Raw genomic sequence first — 17,319 nt, 5'->3', positions numbered from 1 at the left:
CCGTTCTCACCCGTTCGCCACTCGAGTACCCTGCAAGCAGGGCCTTTCCGTTCGACTTGCATGTGTTAAGCACGCCGCCAGCGTTCGTCCTGAGCCAGGATCAAACTCTCCACAAAAAAATTTCAGAACAACATCCGAAACAGGCCGTGAAAAGCCCGAAACCCAACAAAAGAACAAACCACCACAAACCACACAAAAATGCAGCCCATGCTGGCGTCCAAAAAATTACTACAAAGAAAAAATACAGTTCCCTCAACCCGACGGGGTCAAAAAGAGGAAACCAAAAAAGTTGAACACAATCACATGCCAACCAATCCATCTCAATGCAGCCGAAACACCAAACAGCATTCAAAAAGGTACGTGTTCCACATACCCAACCGGCACACACCAACCAACAAACCACTAAGCCTGCTGGCAGACAAACCAATCAACACACAACCATGCACACAAAAAATAAAAAGTACATTGGCACACTATTGAGTTCTCAAACATCATCACCAACCACAAGAAAAATTAACTTCCCGTTAACCTCTCGTTGGCGGCCCGTACAAACTTACTCAACTCAAAGAACAAAGTCAAATCATCGAACCAAGTCCGCACGAAATGTCATCCTTAAGTAACCTCCCGGCTACCTCGCGGCGACTCGGATTAATGTAGTCCAACCCCACCAACAATGACAAATCCCCAGCACAGAACGGAAAACGGTGTGCTGGGGGCGTCGTTAAAAGAGCTCTTCTTCTTGAGTTCTTTCAATTGTGGCGCCGAGGCGCTGCAGGTTTTCTACAAAGTTGGGATATCCACGGTCGATGTGGAAGACATCGTGGACGGTGGTGGTTTCATCCGCACACAGTGCAGAAAGTACAAGACCCGCACCCGCGCGAATATCGGAACTCCACACGTGAGTAGAAGAGAGCCGCTCTTTGCCGCGGACTACTACATGGTGCCCGTCAACCTGGGCGTCGGCACCCAAGCGCAGCATTTCATCCACAAAGCGGAAGCGGGATTCAAAGACATTCTCCGTAATGACGGTCGTTCCGTCCGCAATGGCAGAGATGCCAATAGCCATCGGTTGCAGGTCGGTGGGAAATCCCGGAAATGGCAGGGTCTGGTAGTCCACAGCCTGCGGTCGCTGATCCATGCGCACGCGAAAACCATTCTCATAGGTCTCCAGTTCGGCGCCGGCGGACTTCAGCTTTTCCAGTGGCAGGTGCAGGTGGCGCGGGGAAATTCCACCCACGGTGATATCGCCCTGGGTCATGGCAGCAGCATACGCCCACGTGCCTGCCACAATTCGGTCACCAATAACCTCATGCTGGGTGGGCTGCAGCTTATCGACGCCGCGGATGGTCACCACCGAGCTTCCCTCGCCCTCGATATCGGCACCCATGGACTTGAGCATGGTGCACAGATCGACGATCTCCGGCTCGCGAGCCGCGTTATGGAGAACGGTTTCTCCTTCAGCGAGGACCGCAGCGGTGAGGATGTTTTCGGTTGCACCTACCGACGGGAAGTCGAGGCGAATATTTGCACCACGTAGGTGGGTGGCTTCTGCCACAACGGCACCGTGCTCAATACGGGTGGTGGCGCCGAGCTTTTCTAGGCCGGTTTGGTGCATATCGAGCGGGCGGGAACCAATCGCGTCACCACCAGGCAACGCTACCTTCGCGTGGCCACAGCGGGAGGTCAAAGGCCCGAGCACGCAGACGGATGCGCGGAATTGGCGAACCGCGTCAAAATCCGCGTTGGATTGCGGCTGTGCAGGGGTAGTAATTCGGACTTCGGAACCCTCGATTACTACCTCGCAGCCGAGCCCCTCGAGAACCTTCTTCATGAGGGGGACGTCCAGGATCTCTGGGCAGTTGGTCAGCGTCGTAGTGCCCTCCGCCAGCAAAGATGCGGCCATGAGCTTCAGGACGCTATTTTTCGCGCCATCTACTTTGACGGTGCCTTCCAAGCGGGCACCGCCGGAAACAATAAACTGATCTTTCACAACTGCCTACGCTACCGGTTCTTAAGGCAATGCGCCGATGCGACGGGCGGCATTGACCGCCTCGTAGCGAGTGTGGGCGCCGAGTTTGCGCATTACCGAACGCAGATAAGATTTCACCGTTTCTGCGCCGATTCCCATTTCCTCAGCCGCTTCCACGTTGGTGTGGCCCAGGGCCACACAAGAGAGAACGTCGAGCTCGCGGGCGGAGAGCTTGGTGGATTGCTTAACGCGCACCGGAGAAACCATCTGGTCACACAGCGTCTCCAGTTCCTTGCGTAACTCCTCGTCTTCCACGCGGTTAGCTAGCATGCGCAGCTTGGAGTGCGTGGAACGGACCTGCTCCCACTCGGCACCGTTCATGACGTGGCCGCGGGCGGCTCCGCCCTTGGACCCATCGGCACGTCGCATGGCGGAATTAACAGCCAAGTCTTGCTCGAGGGTGCGCGCGGTCATCGTCACTTCTTCAATGACCTTGTCGCCCAAACGAACTGGGGAGTGAACGCCGACGTAGAGGACACCGCGAATTTCGCGCTGCACAGTAACGGGCACGGCCACAATGGAGTGCAGGCCTTCGTCTTGGATGACGCGGTCGTTCTCGTGCGAGATGGTGGTGGCACGCGTGTAGTCGGATACACCTACCGCACGGCGAGTACTGACCACTCGCCCACCTACACCGACGCCGGAGTCAATGATCAAATTCTGCAGCGCTGGGGTGCGTAGCCCCACCCACTGTGTGATCTGCAGGCGATTATCGGGCAGCAGCGTGGCGTACATCGTCACTGGAATACCTGTAGCGGTCTTCAGGGACGACAGGGCCGCGCGTACGGATTCTTCATCATCTTTGAGGCGATGCGACTCCATGAGACTCTTTCCTCGTCGGGGGTAACCAAGCAGGTGTACCCGTCCTCCCCCGGGAATTTGGGGACCAGCGGGCAACTGAGTGGAAGTATAGACAGCATGTGGGGGTAATTCGAAATCGCCCTCGGCTTATCCGGCGCTGCAATCCCACATGAAATGCCCGAATACTCAGTCTAGAATTTATATACTGACTGGTCTACTTGTGTAGTGTACGCTTGCGTTGTACGCGATTTGAACCCAAATCTGATTCCCAAAGGAGTCCACAGAATGGCTGTCTACAACAACATTATGGAAACCATCGGCGGCACCCCGCTGGTCCGCCTGAACCGTGTTACCGAAGGCAAGGGCGCTACCGTACTTGCCAAGGTTGAGTCTTTTAACCCGGCTAACTCCGTGAAGGACCGCATCGGCAAGGCCATCGTTGCAGCGGCCGAGAAGTCCGGCCAGCTCAAGCCAGGCGGCACCATCGTGGAGGCCACCTCCGGCAACACCGGTATTGCTCTGGCTCTGGCGGGCGCCACCTTGGGCTACAAGGTCATCCTGACCATGCCGGAGACCATGTCCAATGAGCGCAAGGTGCTGCTGCGTGCTTACGGCGCAGAAATCGTGCTGACCCCGGGTGCTGCGGGCATGCAGGGCGCCGTCGACAAGGCGAATGAAATTGTCGCCGAGACCGATAACGCCATCCTTGCCGCACAGTTCGCTAACGAGGCGAACCCGAAGATTCACGAGGAAACCACCGGCCCGGAGATTTGGGAAGACGCCGAGGGCAAGGTTGACGCCTTCGTTGCTGGCGTAGGCACCGGCGGCACCGTTACCGGTGTGGGCCGCTTCCTGAAGTCCAAGAACCCAGACCTGCACCTGGCTGCGGTCGAGCCGTCCGACTCCCCTGTCCTGTCTGAAGGCCACGCTGGCCCGCACAAGATCCAGGGGATCGGCGCTAACTTCGTTCCTGAGGTACTTGACCGCGAGCTTCTCGACGAAGTCTTTACCGCCACCACCGAGGAGTCCATCAAGGCTTCCCGCGACCTGGCTACCCAGGAAGGCCTGCTGGTTGGTATCTCCGCCGGCGCTAACGTTTCCGCAGCCCTGAAGCTGGCGGAGCGCCCAGAGTTCGAGGGCAAGACCATCGTGGTTGTCCTGCCGGACTTCGGTGAGCGCTACGTCTCCACCATCCTTTTCGAGGACATCCGCGAAGCTTAAATTACTTCGCTTGAATAAAAGCACCCGCCAACCTTGGCGGGTGCCTTTTTTATGCCAGTACTATGTGGGCATGAACATTATGAGCTACATCCGTGAAGACTTAGCAAATGCAAGAGATCACGATCCGGCCGCGCGTGGCGACGTCGAAAATGCAGTAGTGTACTCCGGCCTCCACGCGGTGTGGTCTCACCGCATTTCGCACTGGATGTGGAAGCGCGGGCTGCGCGGGCCTGCGCGCATCTTGGCGCAGATTAACCGCTTCTTTACCGGCGTGGAGATCCACCCGGGCGCCACAATCGGCCGCCGCTTCTTTATTGACCATGGCATGGGCATCGTCATTGGTGAAACCGCAGAGATTGGCGATGGCGTCATGCTCTACCATGGCGTCACCCTCGGCGGCCAGGTGCTCACCCAGACCAAGCGCCACCCCACTATCGAAGACAATGTCACTATCGGTGCGGGCGCCAAGGTGCTCGGCCCCATTACGATCGGTGAAGGTTCGGCCATTGGCGCCAATGCCGTGGTGACGAAGGATGTTCCCGCCGAAAATATCGCGGTGGGCATTCCGGCCAAGAACCGTCCGCGCAACCCGAATGAGCGCATCAAACTGGTCGATCCCGACTACTACATCTAAATTCTTTCCCAGCGGCTCCCAGGCAACTGCGGGCCGCTTTTATATGCCTTCTGAGCGCAGCAGGTCGCGGTATTCGGGATTCTTTTCTATAAAGTGCGCCACTGCCGAGCAGGAAGCAATGACGTGCTTGCCGACGCCCCGGACGTCGTCAAGCGCTGCCTTAATCAGCGGCGCGGACAATCCTTGGCCACGGAAAGCATCCTTGATGACCGTGTGATTGAACTCGCGGGTACTGCCGGCGTCTACGTAGTGGCACGCGCCCGCCTCAACACCGTCCACGGTAAGGACGTAACGGGACTTATCGGTCTGGTGTGCAATAGCGTGTTCCATGTGCCCATACTAAGCAAAAATGGCCCCTCTTACGAGGAGCCATTATTGTGGCCAGAGCCAGGATCGAACTGGCGACCCCACACTTTTCAGGCGTGTGCTCTACCGACTGAGCTATCTGGCCAGAAACCCGAAGGTTTCCGCGACCCTGACGGGACTTGAACCCGCGACCTCCGCCGTGACAGGGCGGCGCGCTAACCAACTGCGCCACAGGGCCATTTTTAATTATGTGTGCGCTCTTGGGCACGGATAGATACTTTACAGAAGACTCCCAAGACTCACCAAATCTGCACGTCAGAACGCTATTTAGGCGGTGAAAGCGGATCGTTTCCGCCCAAGTTCATCTCGAATCGTTTGTAGTCTTCCAGCGAGGAAAAGTGCCGCGAATAGAGGTCACAATCTCGATCCACATGGCCGTAGAGGGCGGGTGCGACGTCGACAATGTGACGCAGCTTCAGGCCCTCATATTCCTGCTCGCGAGTCCATTCAACGGCCTTGCGGTGCGCCTCCTCATCCGAATCTGCATAGATGAGAAAGAAGTCCTCTCGGAAGAAGCTAGAATGCTCCGAGCTTTCGGAGGCGAGCTCAAAGACAGCGATTCCGACGTATGGTTCCATGGCGCCAGCCTAACAAAACCAAAAGCAGCAACCGCCGAAGCGATTGCTGCTCATTCTGCGACCTTGACGGGACTTGAACCCGCGACCTCCGCCGTGACAGGGCGGCGCGCTAACCAACTGCGCCACAAGGCCAATCGAATATTCAATTCGAACCAACACTTTCGTGTTGGTACCCCCAACGGGATTCGAACCCGTGCCGCTGCCGTGAAAGGGCAGTGTCCTAGGCCGCTAGACGATGGGGGCCCGTCGCGCTAAGGCGACTTCTAGAAATATACTGGAGACCTCACCTAGTTACAAAATCGCTCCCCCAGAAAGATTAGGAACCATGTCTGACCAGCATCAAACGTGCTCCTGCCACGAGCCGCACGTGCACGGATATAACGCGGATTCTAAGAGCAAGGATCGCTACCTCGCCAGGCTCAAGCGCATTGAGGGGCAGGCACGTGGCATCCACCGCATGGTCGAGGAAGACCAATACTGCATCGACATCATCACCCAGATTTCGGCGGTGAAGTCGGCGTTGGAAAATGTCTCGCTAGCGCTCCTAGAAGACCATATTGAGCACTGCGTGGCCGGTGCCGCCGCCGAGGACGGTGAAGTAGCCACCGAGAAGCTAGAAGAGGCCATGCGCGCCATTAAGAAGATGATGAAAAACTAAAAGGAGCCACCCGAAAAGGTGGCTCCAGTTGTGGGCCCTGTGGGGATCGAACCCACGACCTGCGGATTAAAAGTCCGTAGCTCTACCAACTGAGCTAAAGGCCCAACGTCGCTACATTTTAGCTTGCGGTATTTGCAAAGTCCTAATTAGGGGGCGTCGGCAAGCGAAAGGCGCCCAGCTCGCCGCTGAGCGCCTGCCGGGGAGTGGCTACATTAGCCGCGCATATCGCCCTTCTCCATGAAGCGGACCTGGAAGTCAAAGGCGGTCTTCAGGTCGTGCGGGGTGTGCTGGAACTTGTTTTCCTTGGCACGGTTGAAGTACTCCTCGAGCAACGGACGGTAATCCGGGTGCGCCACGGAGATGACCTTCTCCACGCGCTCCTTCGGCGCCAGGCCACGCAGGTCAGCCACGCCGTACTCGGTAATGATGACCATGGTGTCGTGCTCGGTGTGGTCCGTGTGGGACACGAACGGAACCAGCGCGGAAATTGCGCCATCCTTGGCCACGGACGGGGAAACGAAGGTGGAGATATAAGCATTGCGGGTGAAGTCACCCGAGCCACCGGTGCCGTTCATGATGCGGGAGCCGGATACGTTGGTGGAGTTGATATTGCCGTAGATATCGGCCTCAATCATGCCGTTAGAGGAAATCAGACCGACGCGGCGAATGACCTCCGGGTGGTTGGAAACCTGCTGCGGACGGAGGATGATGTGCTTGCGGTAGCGCTCTGCCTCCTCATTCATCTTCTCCGCGTAGTCCGGGGACAGCGCGAAGGAGGTCGCGGAGGCCATGGTCATCTTGCCCGCATCGATGAGATCGAGCATGCCGTCCTGAATGACCTCGGTATAGGCCTGAATATTCTCAAACTTGGAATCCAGCAGGCCGGCCATCACGGCGTTGGGGACGTTGCCCACACCGGATTGCATGATGAACTTGTCATACTCAAGGCGACCAGCGGCAACCTCACCCTCGAGGAACTCGATGAAGTTGGCGGCGATCTTCTCGGAAATCTCGTCCGGTTCCTTAAACGGCGCGTTGCGGTCCGGAGCATCGGTCTTCACCACTGCAACAACCTTGTCCTCCGGCACCTCCATGTAGGTGGTACCGATGCGGTCGCCCGGCTTAGTGATAGGGATTGGCTGGCGGTTAGGCAGCTTTTCAATGCGGTAGATATCGTGCATGCCCTCGAGGTTGAGGGACTGCCACTCATTGATCTCGATGATGATTTTATCGGCAGCCTCGATGAACTCGAGGTTATTGCCCACTGCAGAGGACGGCACCACGTGGCCTTCTTCGGTAATGCGCACGGCCTCAATAATGGCTACCTGGAAGTCACCGTAGAAGCCCTCTTCTACCTGCTGGCCCGAGTGCGACAGGTGGATATCCTGATAGAGCGCGGTGCCATCATTGAACTGCTTACGCAGGGTGGGATCGGAGTTATAAGGAGAGCGGAAGCGAATCGCCTCGGCTTCCGCCAGAACACCATCGCAGTCCGGGGCGGTGGACGCGCCGGAGAAGACGTCGATCTTAAATTCCTCGCCCTTTTCATGGAGAGCCTTGGCCTTCTCTGCAATGGCGGTGGGCAGACCCTTGGGGTAGCCAGCACCGGTGAAGCCGGAAATGCCCACGCGGTCACCGTGGTTGACGTGCTGAGCAGCCTCTTCTGCAGAAACCACGAGCTTCTCGAATGGGGCGTACGCGATTCTCTCGGACAAGGGTAATCCTCCTTCATTAAGGGGCCAGCCAAAATAACGGCCGTTCTAATTAGTTACACAGCCCACATTAGCGAATCCTTGCAAGATTTCCACCACTTTTGTGTGACCTCTACCCCATAAAGCAGAAATAGGGAATGGCGCCACTGTGGGCCCGGTTGCTATTTTCCCCCGTTAACTAGCACAATTGGGGCGTGAATTTGCGCATTGGACACTACGACCTCTCCTCCCCCGTCATCCTCGCCCCGATGGCGGGGGTAACCAACGTTGCCTTCCGCACGTTGTGCCGAGAGCAGGAGCTGCAACGCACCGGCACGGTGTCGGGCCTCTATGTCTGCGAGATGGTCACCGCCCGCGCCTTGGTGGAGCGCAATGAAAAGACGCTGCACATGACCACCTTTGCGCCACAGGAAGATCCTCGTTCCCTCCAGATCTATACGGTGGATCCGGAATATACCTACAAAGCCGCAAAGATGATCGTCGACGAAAACTTGGCGGACCACATCGATATGAATTTTGGCTGCCCGGTTCCCAAGGTGACCCGCCGCGGCGGCGGTTCCGCGCTGCCTTATAAACGACGCCTCTTTGGCAATATCGTCTCCGCCGCGGTCAAGGCCACAGAGGGCACCAATATCCCGGTCACGGTAAAAATGCGCGTGGGCATTGACGACGAGCACCATACGCATCTCGACGCCGGGCGCATCGCCGTCGAGTCCGGTGCCGCCGCCGTTACCCTGCACGGCCGCACCGCCGCTCAGCGCTACTCCGGCGAGGCACGATGGGACGAAATCGCCCGCCTCAAAGAGCATCTGGCAGATACTGGCGTGCCAGTGCTGGGCAATGGCGATATCTTCCGTGCCGAGGATGCCCGCCGCATGATGGAACAGACCGGCTGCGACGGCGTGCAGGTAGGCCGCGGCTGCCTCGGCCGCCCGTGGCTTTTTGCCGAGCTCGGCGCCGCACTGCGCGGCGACTCCATTCCGGCAGAGCCCACCCTGGGCGAGGTCACCCAGGTAATCCTCCGCCACGCGGAGCTACTGGCGGAGCACGATGGCGAGGACAATGCTTCCCGCGATATCCGCAAACACATCGGTTGGTACCTGCGTGGTTTCCCAGTTGGTGGCCAGGTCCGCGCGGGCTTAGCCAAGGTCAATTCCCTCGATGCCTTGCGTGAGCTACTTGCACCTTGGGCAGAGTCCGATGCCCTAGCTGCCGACGCCGACGGAGCCCGCGGCCGCCAGGGCTCCCCATCCAAGGTGGCTTTGCCGGATGGTTGGCTCGACGATCCAGAAGACGACTGCGTTCCGGTTGCCGCTGACATTATGAACTCCGGCGGATAACCTAACAAAGATATAAGAGCAGCTAGGGACACCCAGGAAACTCGCATTTATGCTCCACTTAAGTTGCGCAGGGGCCGAAATTTTTCGCTATTATCTTTGGCATGCGTGCCGCTTACAGGGAACACCTAGACAATTTCTCCCACGACCTCATCGTGATGTGCGATACCGTTCGCGACATCATGGATAAGGCCTCCTCGGCGCTGCTGCAAGGCGCCTTGGACTCCGCGGAAGATGCCCTCACCATGGCTGAGGAGCTAGATGAGATCCGCGCTAGGTGCTCTGAGCGTGCCGTAAAACTCTTGGCGCTGGAAAACCCCATGGCACAGGACCTCCGTCAGGTGGTCTCCTCGATTTATATCGTGGAGGATCTTTTCCGCATGGGCCGGCTAGCCCAGCACATCGCGGACTCCGCGCGCCGCCGCCACCCTGACGCCGTGGTACCGGCGAATTACATCGGCTACTTCGAGGAAATGTACCGTCTCACTGAAGAAATGGGGTCGGTCCTGCACGATATCCTCGTCACCCCTGATGCGGATTTGTCCGTCAACCTCCGTGCCGACGATGATGCGGTGGATGATATCAACTCCCATATTCTGCGCATCCTGACTCAGCGCGAATGGGAAGGCAGCGTGCGTGAAGCAGTTGAGACCTCACAAATTACGCGTTACTACGAGCGCTATGCGGACCACTGCGTCTCCGTGGCCGGCCACATCATCTATCTGACCACGGGTCTTTTGCCCAATGCCTATGCCAAGAAGCTAGAAGAGGACAAAAAGGACGCCGACTTCGAAGCACGGATGGCAGATCTCGAGCGTCAATTCCGCCGTTAGACGGATTTAAGCACCAAAGAAGGGGGGCCGGTTCTTTCGAACCGGCCCCCCCTTCTCTCGGACAATCTCTCTTACTCTTTAGCCAAAGCGTCCAGAGATGTAATCCTCGGTCTCCTTCTGGGAAGGATTCTCGAAGATCTTGGTGGTGTCGTCGAACTCCACCAGGTGGCCCGGCTTGCCGGTTGCTTCTAGGGAGAAGAAGCCGGTCTTATCGGACACGCGGGCTGCCTGCTGCATGTTGTGGGTCACGATGACGATGGTGAAGTTTTCCTTCAGCTCGTGGATGAGGTCCTCCACAGCGAGGGTGGAAATCGGGTCCAGTGCGGAGCAAGGCTCGTCCATGAGTAGCACCTCTGGCTCCACGGCGATAGCGCGGGCGATGCACAGACGCTGCTGCTGACCACCGGAGAGGCCGCCGCCTGGCTTATCCAGGCGGTCCTTAACCTCATCCCACAGGTTGGCGCCGCGCAGGGACTTCTCCGCGACTTCCTTGAGCTTCTTCTTGTTCTTTTCACCGGACAGCTTCAGGCCTGCCACCACGTTGTCCTCGATGGACATCGTCGGAAACGGGTTAGCCTTCTGGAAGACCATGCCGATGGTGTTGCGTACGGATACCGGGTCAACCTTTGGTCCGTAGATATTGGTGCCATCGAGCAGGATCTCGCCCTTCACGGAGGCGCCGGGGATAACCTCGTGCATGCGGTTGATGGTGCGCAGCACGGTGGACTTACCGCAGCCGGAAGGGCCGATGAATGCGGTCACGGCCTGGGCCGGAATCTGCATATTCACGTTCTGCACGGCGTGGAAGTCGCCGTAATAAATGTTCACGTCATTGAGCGCGAGCTTAGACATTTGGGAGTTTCTCCTCTAGCAAGTGTATGGCGGAATCGAGTGGGTACGGCGTTTACTTCTTAACCGAGAACTTCGCGGAAACGATGCGGGCCGCAATGTTGAGGACGGCGATGAGGATAACCAGCGTCAACGCTGCTCCCCAGAGCTTGTCCAGTACGGCTGGCTGTGCGCCGGCCTTGTACATATCCAGCATCATCAGCGGGAGCGAGGACTGCGAGCCCTTGAAGGCATCCCAGTTGATGACGGAAGAGGAACCAACCAAGACCAGCACCGGCGAGGACTCACCCATCACGCGGGCAATCGCCAGCATGATACCGGTGACGATGCCGGACAGTGCGGTAGGCAGAACGATGCGAGCGATGGTCTTCCACTTCGGAACGCCGAGTGCGTAGGACGCTTCACGCAGGTCCATGGGGACCACGCGCAGCATCTCTTCGGTATTGCGCACCACAATCGGAATCATCAGCAGCACCAGGGACAGCGCCACGGCGAAGCCGGAGCGGCCGAAGCCGAACAGGGTGATCCACATGGCGAAGATGAACAGGGCCGCAACGATGGAAGGCACGCCGGACAGGATGTCCACCATGAAGGTGGTGATGCGGCCGAGCCAGCCGCCCTTGGAGTACTCCACCAAGTAGATGGCGGTAAAGATGCCGATCGGGATAGAGATAACGGAGGCCAGAATGGTCTGGACGAAGGTACCCACGATGGCGTGAGCAGCACCGCCGCCGGCAGAGCTATTCATGATGCCGCGCTGGGAGGCGGTCCACCACTCAGGGTTGAGGATGACGCCACTGCCGCGGGCGATGAGTTCCCACAGGACCCACACCAGCGGAACCATGGCCAGAATCATTGCGCCCCAGACCACCGCGGTGGCGATGTTATTGGTCATCTTGCGGGAGCCGGAGATGTCCAGGAAGGTCGCGCCGCCTTGGGAGGCAGGCTTGGCATTAGTAGTCGTAGTCATTGATCCTCCCCTCCTTACTTATTCTTCACGATGGCGCGGGCAATAGCGTTGACCACGAAGGTCAGCAAGAACAGCATGAGGCCGGCGGCGATGTAGGCACCAGCGCGCATCTCGTTACCGAACTCGGCAGATGCCAGGGCGATGGCCGTGGCGAAGGTCGTGCCGCCGTCGAAAAGCGAGAAGCGGAAGTCAATCAGCGGGGAGACAACCATGTACAGCGCCATGGTCTCACCCAGTGCACGGCCCAGGCCGAGCATGGAGCCGGCGATGTAGCCGGACATGCCGAATGGCAGAACGGTCATGCGGATAACTTCCCAGCGGGTAGCGCCCAGAGCCAGGGCGGATTCCACCTGGCCCGGAGGGGTCTGCACGAAGACCTCGCGCGCGGTGGCGGCGATGATCGGCAGAATCATCACGGCAAGCACGATGCCACCGGTAAACAGGTTGCGGCCGGTTGCAAAGGACGGCGAGTTGTCGAAGACGTGGAACAGGAAGAATCCACCCGCCCAGGATTCCATCCAGGAGTAGAAACCGGACAGTGCCGGGCCAAGAACCTGCCAACCCCACAGGCCGTAGACGATGGACGGAACTGCAGCGAGCATGTCCACGAGGAAGCCGAGCGGCTTAACCAAGCGGGCAGGCGCGTAGTTGGACAGGAAGATGGCGATGGCTAGGGCCACCGGCATAGCCAGCAGAAGGGCGAAGACGGAGATGAGAACGGTGGTACCGAACATGGTCGGAATACCGAACTTCATCGCAGAGGTATCGGTGGTCTCCCATCGTCCGCCATAGGTGAAGAAGCCCATGATGCCGCCGTCGTTAACGCCTAGGGCGGGAACCGCACGCCACAGCAGGAAGGCGGCAATGGCGGCAATCATAACGGTGATGAGGGTTGCCGAAGCAGTGGACAGGAATTCAAAGACACGGTCGCCTGGGCGCTTAACGCCGCTATTGGAGCTGGTGGTAGCTACCTCGTCGTGTCCGCTGTTGGAGACTCGCTCGGCAGAGGTGGCGTTTGCATCCGTCTGCTCTGGAGCCGTGGTGAGATTATTGTCTGCCATGAGACTGTTAATCCTTTTCAGCGTTAAGAATGGAAAATATCGTTACATACCTGCGCCCCCAAAGCGCGAATCGTGTGCGGCAGTGGGGGCGGGGAGGTATTAAGCTATTGCAGCTTTAGCGCTTACTGCAGAGCGTCAACAGCAGCCTTCAGCTTGTCCAGGTGTGCACCCTCAACCGGGATGAATCCCTGCTCAGCCAGCTGGTCATCCTGGTGATCCAGGACGGTGGTGAAGAAGGACTTGACCAGCTTGGAGGTCTCCTCATCGTAGCCCTTGGAGCAGACGATGTTGTAGGTGGTCAGAATGAGCGGGTATGCACCCTCGTTGTCGGAGGAGAACAGTGCCTCGGAGTCAACAACCATGTTGTGCTCGGAGTCGGTCTTCTTGAACTCCAGGTTCTCCAGAGCCTTGTTGACGGACTCGGTGGACAGCTCAACCGGGCCGTGGCCGAAGTCGATCTTGGCCTTCTTGACGCCCTCGCCTTCCTTCTGGTCTGCGAAGCCAGCCTCGACGTAGGTGATAGCACCATCGATGCTTGCAACCTGGTCAGCAACGCCGGAGGAGCCGTTAGCACCCTCACCAACAGAGTCTGGGAACTGCTTGCCCTCGGAGTCCCAGTCACCGGTAGCGGCCTTCAGGAACTTCTGGAAGTTTGCGGAGGTACCGGACTCGTCAGAACGGAAGATGACGGTGATGTCCTTGTCCGGCAGGTCAGTGCCCTCGTTATCAGCAGCGATGGCCTTGTCGTTCCACTTCTTGATTTCGCCCTTGAAGATCTTGCCCAGGGTCTTGGTGGAGAGGTTAATCTCGGTGTCACCCAGGTTGTAGGCGATTGCAACCGGACCGATGGTGGTTGGCAGGTGCCATGCCTCGTTGCCATCGCAACGCTTAGCGGCAGCCTCGACCTCACCCTCGTCTTCCTTCAGAGCGGAGTCAGAACCAGCGAAGTCAGCCTGGCCATTGGTGAAGGCCTCAACGCCGGCGCCGGAACCGGAAGCGTTGTAGGACAGGGAAGCGTCTGGGTGATCCTCGGAGAACGCGGTCTGGAAGTAGGACATTGCGTTCTGCTGGGAGGATGCGCCGTCACCGACGAGCTCGCCGGAGACGTCCTCGCCGCCAGCGGAATCGGAGGAGGAGCCAGACTCCTCAGAGCAAGCTACGAGAGCGGTGGAGGTTGCGGCTACGATGCCGAAGATTGCGGCAGTGCGCTTGAAGTTGCGAATCACGGGAAAACCCTTTCCGGTGCAGATCAGAGATTGATTGTCCGAGGAAACCGCATCTCCTAGAGAGATACTTCCTGCATCCCGCTCCGCCTTCTGGGGCGAGATGCAGGCGCACAGGTGCGGTTAACTCACAGGGTGTAAAGCTATCCGCAGGATCTGACCAAAAGGGTGCCAAGAGGTGAACACTGGGTGAACAAACGTCGTGCACCCCATGACGTTAGTCACACACGCCCCATACGACGTGCTCTTCATCGACTTCAAAGCCTAGGCGCTCATACGCCTTCAGCGCCGGATCATTATCCGCTTCTACATAAAGAATTACCCGCTGAGCGCCCTTTTCCACCATGCGGCGCAGGCCAATTTGCAGCAGCGGACCGCCCAACTTCTTACCGCGGTAGTCTTCCGCCAAGCCCACCACGTAGACCTCACCGAAGCCCGGAGTTTCCTCCGCATGCCACTTGGTCCAGTGGAAGCCGGCCAGGACCGGCTCCTCTGCCGTATCCCACAGGAAAAGCAGGTCTGCGGGGTCGAACCAGTCTGCCTCCATGCCGCGGTGCAGGCGATCGAAATCCCAGCCGCCTTGTTCGGGATGCCAGGAAAAGGCCTCGTTATTTACCTTGAGCCACTGCTCTTCCACAAAATCCGTGCCCCACTTATCCACCGCTTCGGTGTAATTCAGGGCGGTCAGTGGCAAGCCTTCGGGGCGCGCAGCTGCTGCGAGCTCTTCTCCCCCGATACCCATGACCACCAGCTTGCGGGTGACCTGCAGATCGCGGGAGTGCGCCAGCGCCTGTGCCGCCGGCAGGTTTCCGTGGGCCCAAGCTTGCAGGTTGGGGGTCTTAGCGGCGGCGTCGTAAAGCGCGGCACCATAGCCCTGCCCACGGAAGTCAGGGGCAATGAATAGCTCGGCGGTAGAGCCCTCCAGACTGGCTACGCCGCATGGCTCCTCCCCTGCCCAGGCCACCAGGTGGCGGTGCTGCAAGCGGGAATCGCTAAGACCGTTGAGGAATTGCTCCGACAGTGGCGCCATCCCATCCTGGCGTTCGGCCTGCTCAGCCAGCGCTTTTACGCGGCGAGCCAGCTCCGGGGCGTCCGGCAGTTTTTCTTCCGTAATCTTAAAGGCATTGCTAGTCATAGGCCCCAGAATACGTAGGGTAAGAATGAAAGGGTGAGTGTTCTAAAGATTGACCGGCGCATCGTGCACGTCCTCCTCGTGGTGTGCGTGCTGATTGCGGCCTGGGTGGCGGATGCCTGCGTGGCTATGCACACGGAACACAAGGTGGCTCAAGCCGTGAAAGCCAATTCGCGGCTGGATAATACGCCGGATGTCTTCATCGGCGGCACCCCCTACGTGTGGGCGGCGGCTTCGAAGGAAATCCCTTATCTCGAGGTCAAGGCGCTGGACGTGGAGGTGCCCAAGCTGGGCATGGTCAACGCTTCGACCGTACTGCGCGATATCACCGTCACCCCAGAGCAGGTCATGAACGGAGATATTGAGGGCGCGCCCGTCTCCACCTATTCGCGCGGCATTTCCTTGGATGGTGTGGCCCTGGGCCGCCTGTTGGGAATTACCGATCTCTCGATTGCTAACCCGGACGATATTTCCCCCTCCGGTGGCACCTCTGCAGAAGCAGAGCTAACGGGCACCCTGCCTGGCGACGCCCACAAGTCCACCGCCAAGGTCACCCTCCGCCTGGTTGGTCCGGAGTTTCGCATGCAGGTCTATGACACGGACGATGAGCGCCTACAAAAGGCCTTTTCCCTCAACTTCGACACCCGCCAGCTGCCGCTTCCGGCGCAAGCGACCGCGGTAAAGATGCAGGGAGGAACCATTTCCTTCGAGGTACAGCGCCGCAATATCAAGGTGCAGCTGGCCCAGCTCTCCCCGCTAGAGATTGAAGGCTCGGAGCAAAAGGCCGTGGAAGAGGCGGAAAAGAAGGCCGCCGATACCAAGCACCGTGTCGGCCCCGCGCCGCAGACTAGCGAAGGCGAATAAAGTCCCGGAGAACTTCCTTCATCGTGCGCTGATGGGCCTCCCGCCTATCCTGCGGGGCGAATACCTCGATGGCATCCTTCACGGAGGCCAAGGTAACCGCGTCAAAGCGTCCCTCTGATTCTCCGTCGGCTTGGAAGCGCTGCGGTTCGCGGCAGACTAGCTCTACCCGCATGGCGTCGTCGAAGGCCACCGTCTTTTCTTTGGTGAGCTTATTGAGCCATCCGCGCTTATCGGCACCGAAGAGGTGCAGCAGGCCGACAACGCCGCCGAGACCGCTAAATTCCTCCAGCCCAAAGAGGGCAAGGCCCTCGTCAAAGGAATTGCGCGGATTAGTTACTACCGGCAGCGGGCCTAGGAAGGTCCACGGGTTGGTATTGGAGGTAAACAGCAGTGGCACATCGTCCTTGTGCAGCTGATCGCCGCTGCTGGATTCGGCCGTTACCGCGATATGCGGTGGGTTCTTCCGCGCACGGCTCCAGGCCCGAATGGCGACGTTGAGGTAGCGCAGCGGAGTTGCCGAAAATCCCTGCTCACGAGCGCGATCCACGCGGGCCAGGACATCCGCGTCCAAACCGAAGCCGGCATTGACGGCAAACCACCGCTCGTTCCACGTTCCTAGGTAAATGGTGCGGCGCAGATCCCGGTCGAGCATGCGTGCCAGCACATGGGTGGCCTCCATTGGGGTGTTGGGGAACCCTAGAGCGCGCACAAAGACATTGGCGGAGCCGGTAGGAATTACGGCCAGCGCCGGGATGGACTGCGGATCGGGACGCTGCTCATCCGCCGGGCCGAGGAGCCCGTTGACTACCTCGTTGACGGTTCCATCTCCGCCCACAGCAATGATGACGTCGTAGTCATCCCTGGTCATTCCCTTGACCATCTCTTCGGCGTGGCCAGAGTAATGCGTAAATTTCACCTTGAGGTGCAGGCCCTCTACCGCTTGTAGGCAGGGAACGATTTGGCGGAAAAGGGCGTTGGTTTGTGAGGTCGAGTTTGGATTCGAGATCATCAATGCGTGCACGAGGTCCAAGTCTAGTAGTTAAAAAGGCGG

Annotated in this window: 17 protein-coding genes, 5 tRNA genes and 1 rRNA gene; 6 read left to right on the top strand and 17 right to left on the bottom strand. The window is 58.6% G+C overall.

Annotated elements, in window-relative coordinates; genetic code table 11:
- From RAE09_RS06820 to ramA, 3 genes are all read right to left on the bottom strand, one after another.
- Window positions 1–116: ribosomal RNA gene (locus RAE09_RS06820) — 16S ribosomal RNA — on the bottom strand; the annotation flags it as partial.
- Window positions 117–721: 605 nt separating this feature from the next.
- Entirely contained in the window at window positions 722–1,990 is a 1,269-nt protein-coding gene (gene murA / locus RAE09_RS06815; RefSeq protein WP_005325837.1) for a UDP-N-acetylglucosamine 1-carboxyvinyltransferase, read from the bottom strand.
- Between the two features lie 21 nt (window positions 1,991–2,011).
- Window positions 2,012–2,851 (bottom strand): acetate metabolism transcriptional regulator RamA, encoded by an 840-nt coding sequence (gene ramA / locus RAE09_RS06810; RefSeq protein WP_005325834.1) that lies wholly within the window; start codon window positions 2,849–2,851, stop codon window positions 2,012–2,014.
- 264 nt (window positions 2,852–3,115) lie between these two features.
- On the opposite strand from ramA, the gene cysK reads away from it, so the two are divergent.
- Both cysK and epsC read left to right on the top strand, forming a co-directional pair.
- On the top strand, window positions 3,116–4,051 hold the full coding sequence (gene cysK, locus RAE09_RS06805; protein WP_316981282.1) for a cysteine synthase A: 936 nt from the start codon (window positions 3,116–3,118) through the stop codon (window positions 4,049–4,051).
- Window positions 4,052–4,121: 70 nt separating this feature from the next.
- A complete protein-coding gene (epsC, locus tag RAE09_RS06800) occupies window positions 4,122–4,685 on the top strand; it encodes a serine O-acetyltransferase EpsC (RefSeq protein ID WP_034668818.1) in 564 nt (187 codons plus the stop codon).
- 39 nt (window positions 4,686–4,724) lie between these two features.
- On the opposite strand, the gene RAE09_RS06795 is transcribed toward epsC, so the two are convergent.
- The 6 genes from RAE09_RS06795 to RAE09_RS06770 all read right to left on the bottom strand — a co-directional run bounded on the left by RAE09_RS06795 (window position 4,725) and on the right by RAE09_RS06770 (window position 5,872).
- Window positions 4,725–5,015: a GNAT family N-acetyltransferase gene (locus tag RAE09_RS06795; protein ID WP_005330054.1), complete on the bottom strand. Its 291-nt coding sequence runs from the start codon at window positions 5,013–5,015 to the stop codon at window positions 4,725–4,727.
- A 48-nt stretch (window positions 5,016–5,063) separates the two neighbouring features.
- A tRNA-Phe gene (locus RAE09_RS06790) sits at window positions 5,064–5,136 on the bottom strand.
- A 19-nt stretch (window positions 5,137–5,155) separates the two neighbouring features.
- Window positions 5,156–5,229 (bottom strand) — tRNA-Asp (locus RAE09_RS06785).
- 85 nt (window positions 5,230–5,314) lie between these two features.
- Complete coding sequence (locus RAE09_RS06780) at window positions 5,315–5,629, bottom strand: DUF4288 domain-containing protein (RefSeq protein WP_302258606.1); 315 nt, start codon at window positions 5,627–5,629, stop codon at window positions 5,315–5,317.
- A gap of 58 nt (window positions 5,630–5,687) precedes the next feature.
- Window positions 5,688–5,761 (bottom strand) — tRNA-Asp (locus RAE09_RS06775).
- Between the two features lie 35 nt (window positions 5,762–5,796).
- Window positions 5,797–5,872, bottom strand: a tRNA-Glu gene (locus tag RAE09_RS06770).
- An 82-nt stretch (window positions 5,873–5,954) separates the two neighbouring features.
- Here RAE09_RS06770 and RAE09_RS06765 point away from each other — a divergent pair.
- The gene (locus RAE09_RS06765; RefSeq protein ID WP_296182648.1) at window positions 5,955–6,287 is read left to right on the top strand and encodes a metal-sensitive transcriptional regulator; all 333 of its coding nucleotides are present in this window, start codon (window positions 5,955–5,957) and stop codon (window positions 6,285–6,287) included.
- Window positions 6,288–6,318: 31 nt separating this feature from the next.
- Here the strand turns inward: RAE09_RS06765 and RAE09_RS06760 are convergent.
- Window positions 6,319–6,391 (bottom strand) — tRNA-Lys (locus tag RAE09_RS06760).
- Window positions 6,392–6,499: 108 nt separating this feature from the next.
- Window positions 6,500–8,002, bottom strand: a complete 1,503-nt coding sequence (locus RAE09_RS06755) for an acetyl-CoA hydrolase/transferase family protein (protein ID WP_250410773.1) — start codon at window positions 8,000–8,002, stop codon at window positions 6,500–6,502.
- Between the two features lie 191 nt (window positions 8,003–8,193).
- On the opposite strand from RAE09_RS06755, the gene dusB reads away from it, so the two are divergent.
- A complete protein-coding gene (gene dusB / locus RAE09_RS06750; protein ID WP_250410774.1) occupies window positions 8,194–9,339 on the top strand; it encodes a tRNA dihydrouridine synthase DusB in 1,146 nt (381 codons plus the stop codon).
- Between the two features lie 101 nt (window positions 9,340–9,440).
- Entirely contained in the window at window positions 9,441–10,169 is a 729-nt protein-coding gene (phoU, locus tag RAE09_RS06745) for a phosphate signaling complex protein PhoU (RefSeq protein ID WP_316981281.1), read from the top strand.
- 78 nt (window positions 10,170–10,247) lie between these two features.
- Here phoU and pstB read toward each other — a convergent pair whose 3' ends face one another.
- From pstB to mshD, 5 genes are all read right to left on the bottom strand, one after another.
- Window positions 10,248–11,021 (bottom strand): phosphate ABC transporter ATP-binding protein PstB, encoded by a 774-nt coding sequence (gene pstB / locus RAE09_RS06740; RefSeq protein WP_005330048.1) that lies wholly within the window; start codon window positions 11,019–11,021, stop codon window positions 10,248–10,250.
- A gap of 52 nt (window positions 11,022–11,073) precedes the next feature.
- A complete protein-coding gene (gene pstA / locus RAE09_RS06735; protein WP_005325819.1) occupies window positions 11,074–11,988 on the bottom strand; it encodes a phosphate ABC transporter permease PstA in 915 nt (304 codons plus the stop codon).
- A gap of 14 nt (window positions 11,989–12,002) precedes the next feature.
- A complete protein-coding gene (gene pstC / locus RAE09_RS06730) occupies window positions 12,003–13,049 on the bottom strand; it encodes a phosphate ABC transporter permease subunit PstC (RefSeq protein ID WP_049378494.1) in 1,047 nt (348 codons plus the stop codon).
- 122 nt (window positions 13,050–13,171) lie between these two features.
- Complete coding sequence (gene pstS, locus RAE09_RS06725) at window positions 13,172–14,275, bottom strand: phosphate ABC transporter substrate-binding protein PstS (RefSeq protein ID WP_179386949.1); 1,104 nt, start codon at window positions 14,273–14,275, stop codon at window positions 13,172–13,174.
- Window positions 14,276–14,489: 214 nt separating this feature from the next.
- Entirely contained in the window at window positions 14,490–15,407 is a 918-nt protein-coding gene (gene mshD / locus RAE09_RS06720) for a mycothiol synthase (protein WP_005325815.1), read from the bottom strand.
- 33 nt (window positions 15,408–15,440) lie between these two features.
- Here mshD and RAE09_RS06715 point away from each other — a divergent pair, with 33 nt between their 5' ends.
- On the top strand, window positions 15,441–16,268 hold the full coding sequence (locus RAE09_RS06715) for an LmeA family phospholipid-binding protein (RefSeq protein WP_005325814.1): 828 nt from the start codon (window positions 15,441–15,443) through the stop codon (window positions 16,266–16,268).
- Here RAE09_RS06715 and RAE09_RS06710 read toward each other — a convergent pair.
- Window positions 16,252–17,277: a diacylglycerol/lipid kinase family protein gene (locus tag RAE09_RS06710; RefSeq protein ID WP_005325812.1), complete on the bottom strand. Its 1,026-nt coding sequence runs from the start codon at window positions 17,275–17,277 to the stop codon at window positions 16,252–16,254. The genes RAE09_RS06715 and RAE09_RS06710 overlap by 17 nt on opposite strands.
- Between the last annotated feature and the right edge of the window lie 42 nt (window positions 17,278–17,319).

It is taken from the genome of Corynebacterium tuberculostearicum (assembly GCF_032821615.1).
GTDB lineage: Bacteria > Actinomycetota > Actinomycetes > Mycobacteriales > Mycobacteriaceae > Corynebacterium > Corynebacterium tuberculostearicum_H.
This window is presented reverse-complemented; position numbering and strand designations above follow the sequence as displayed.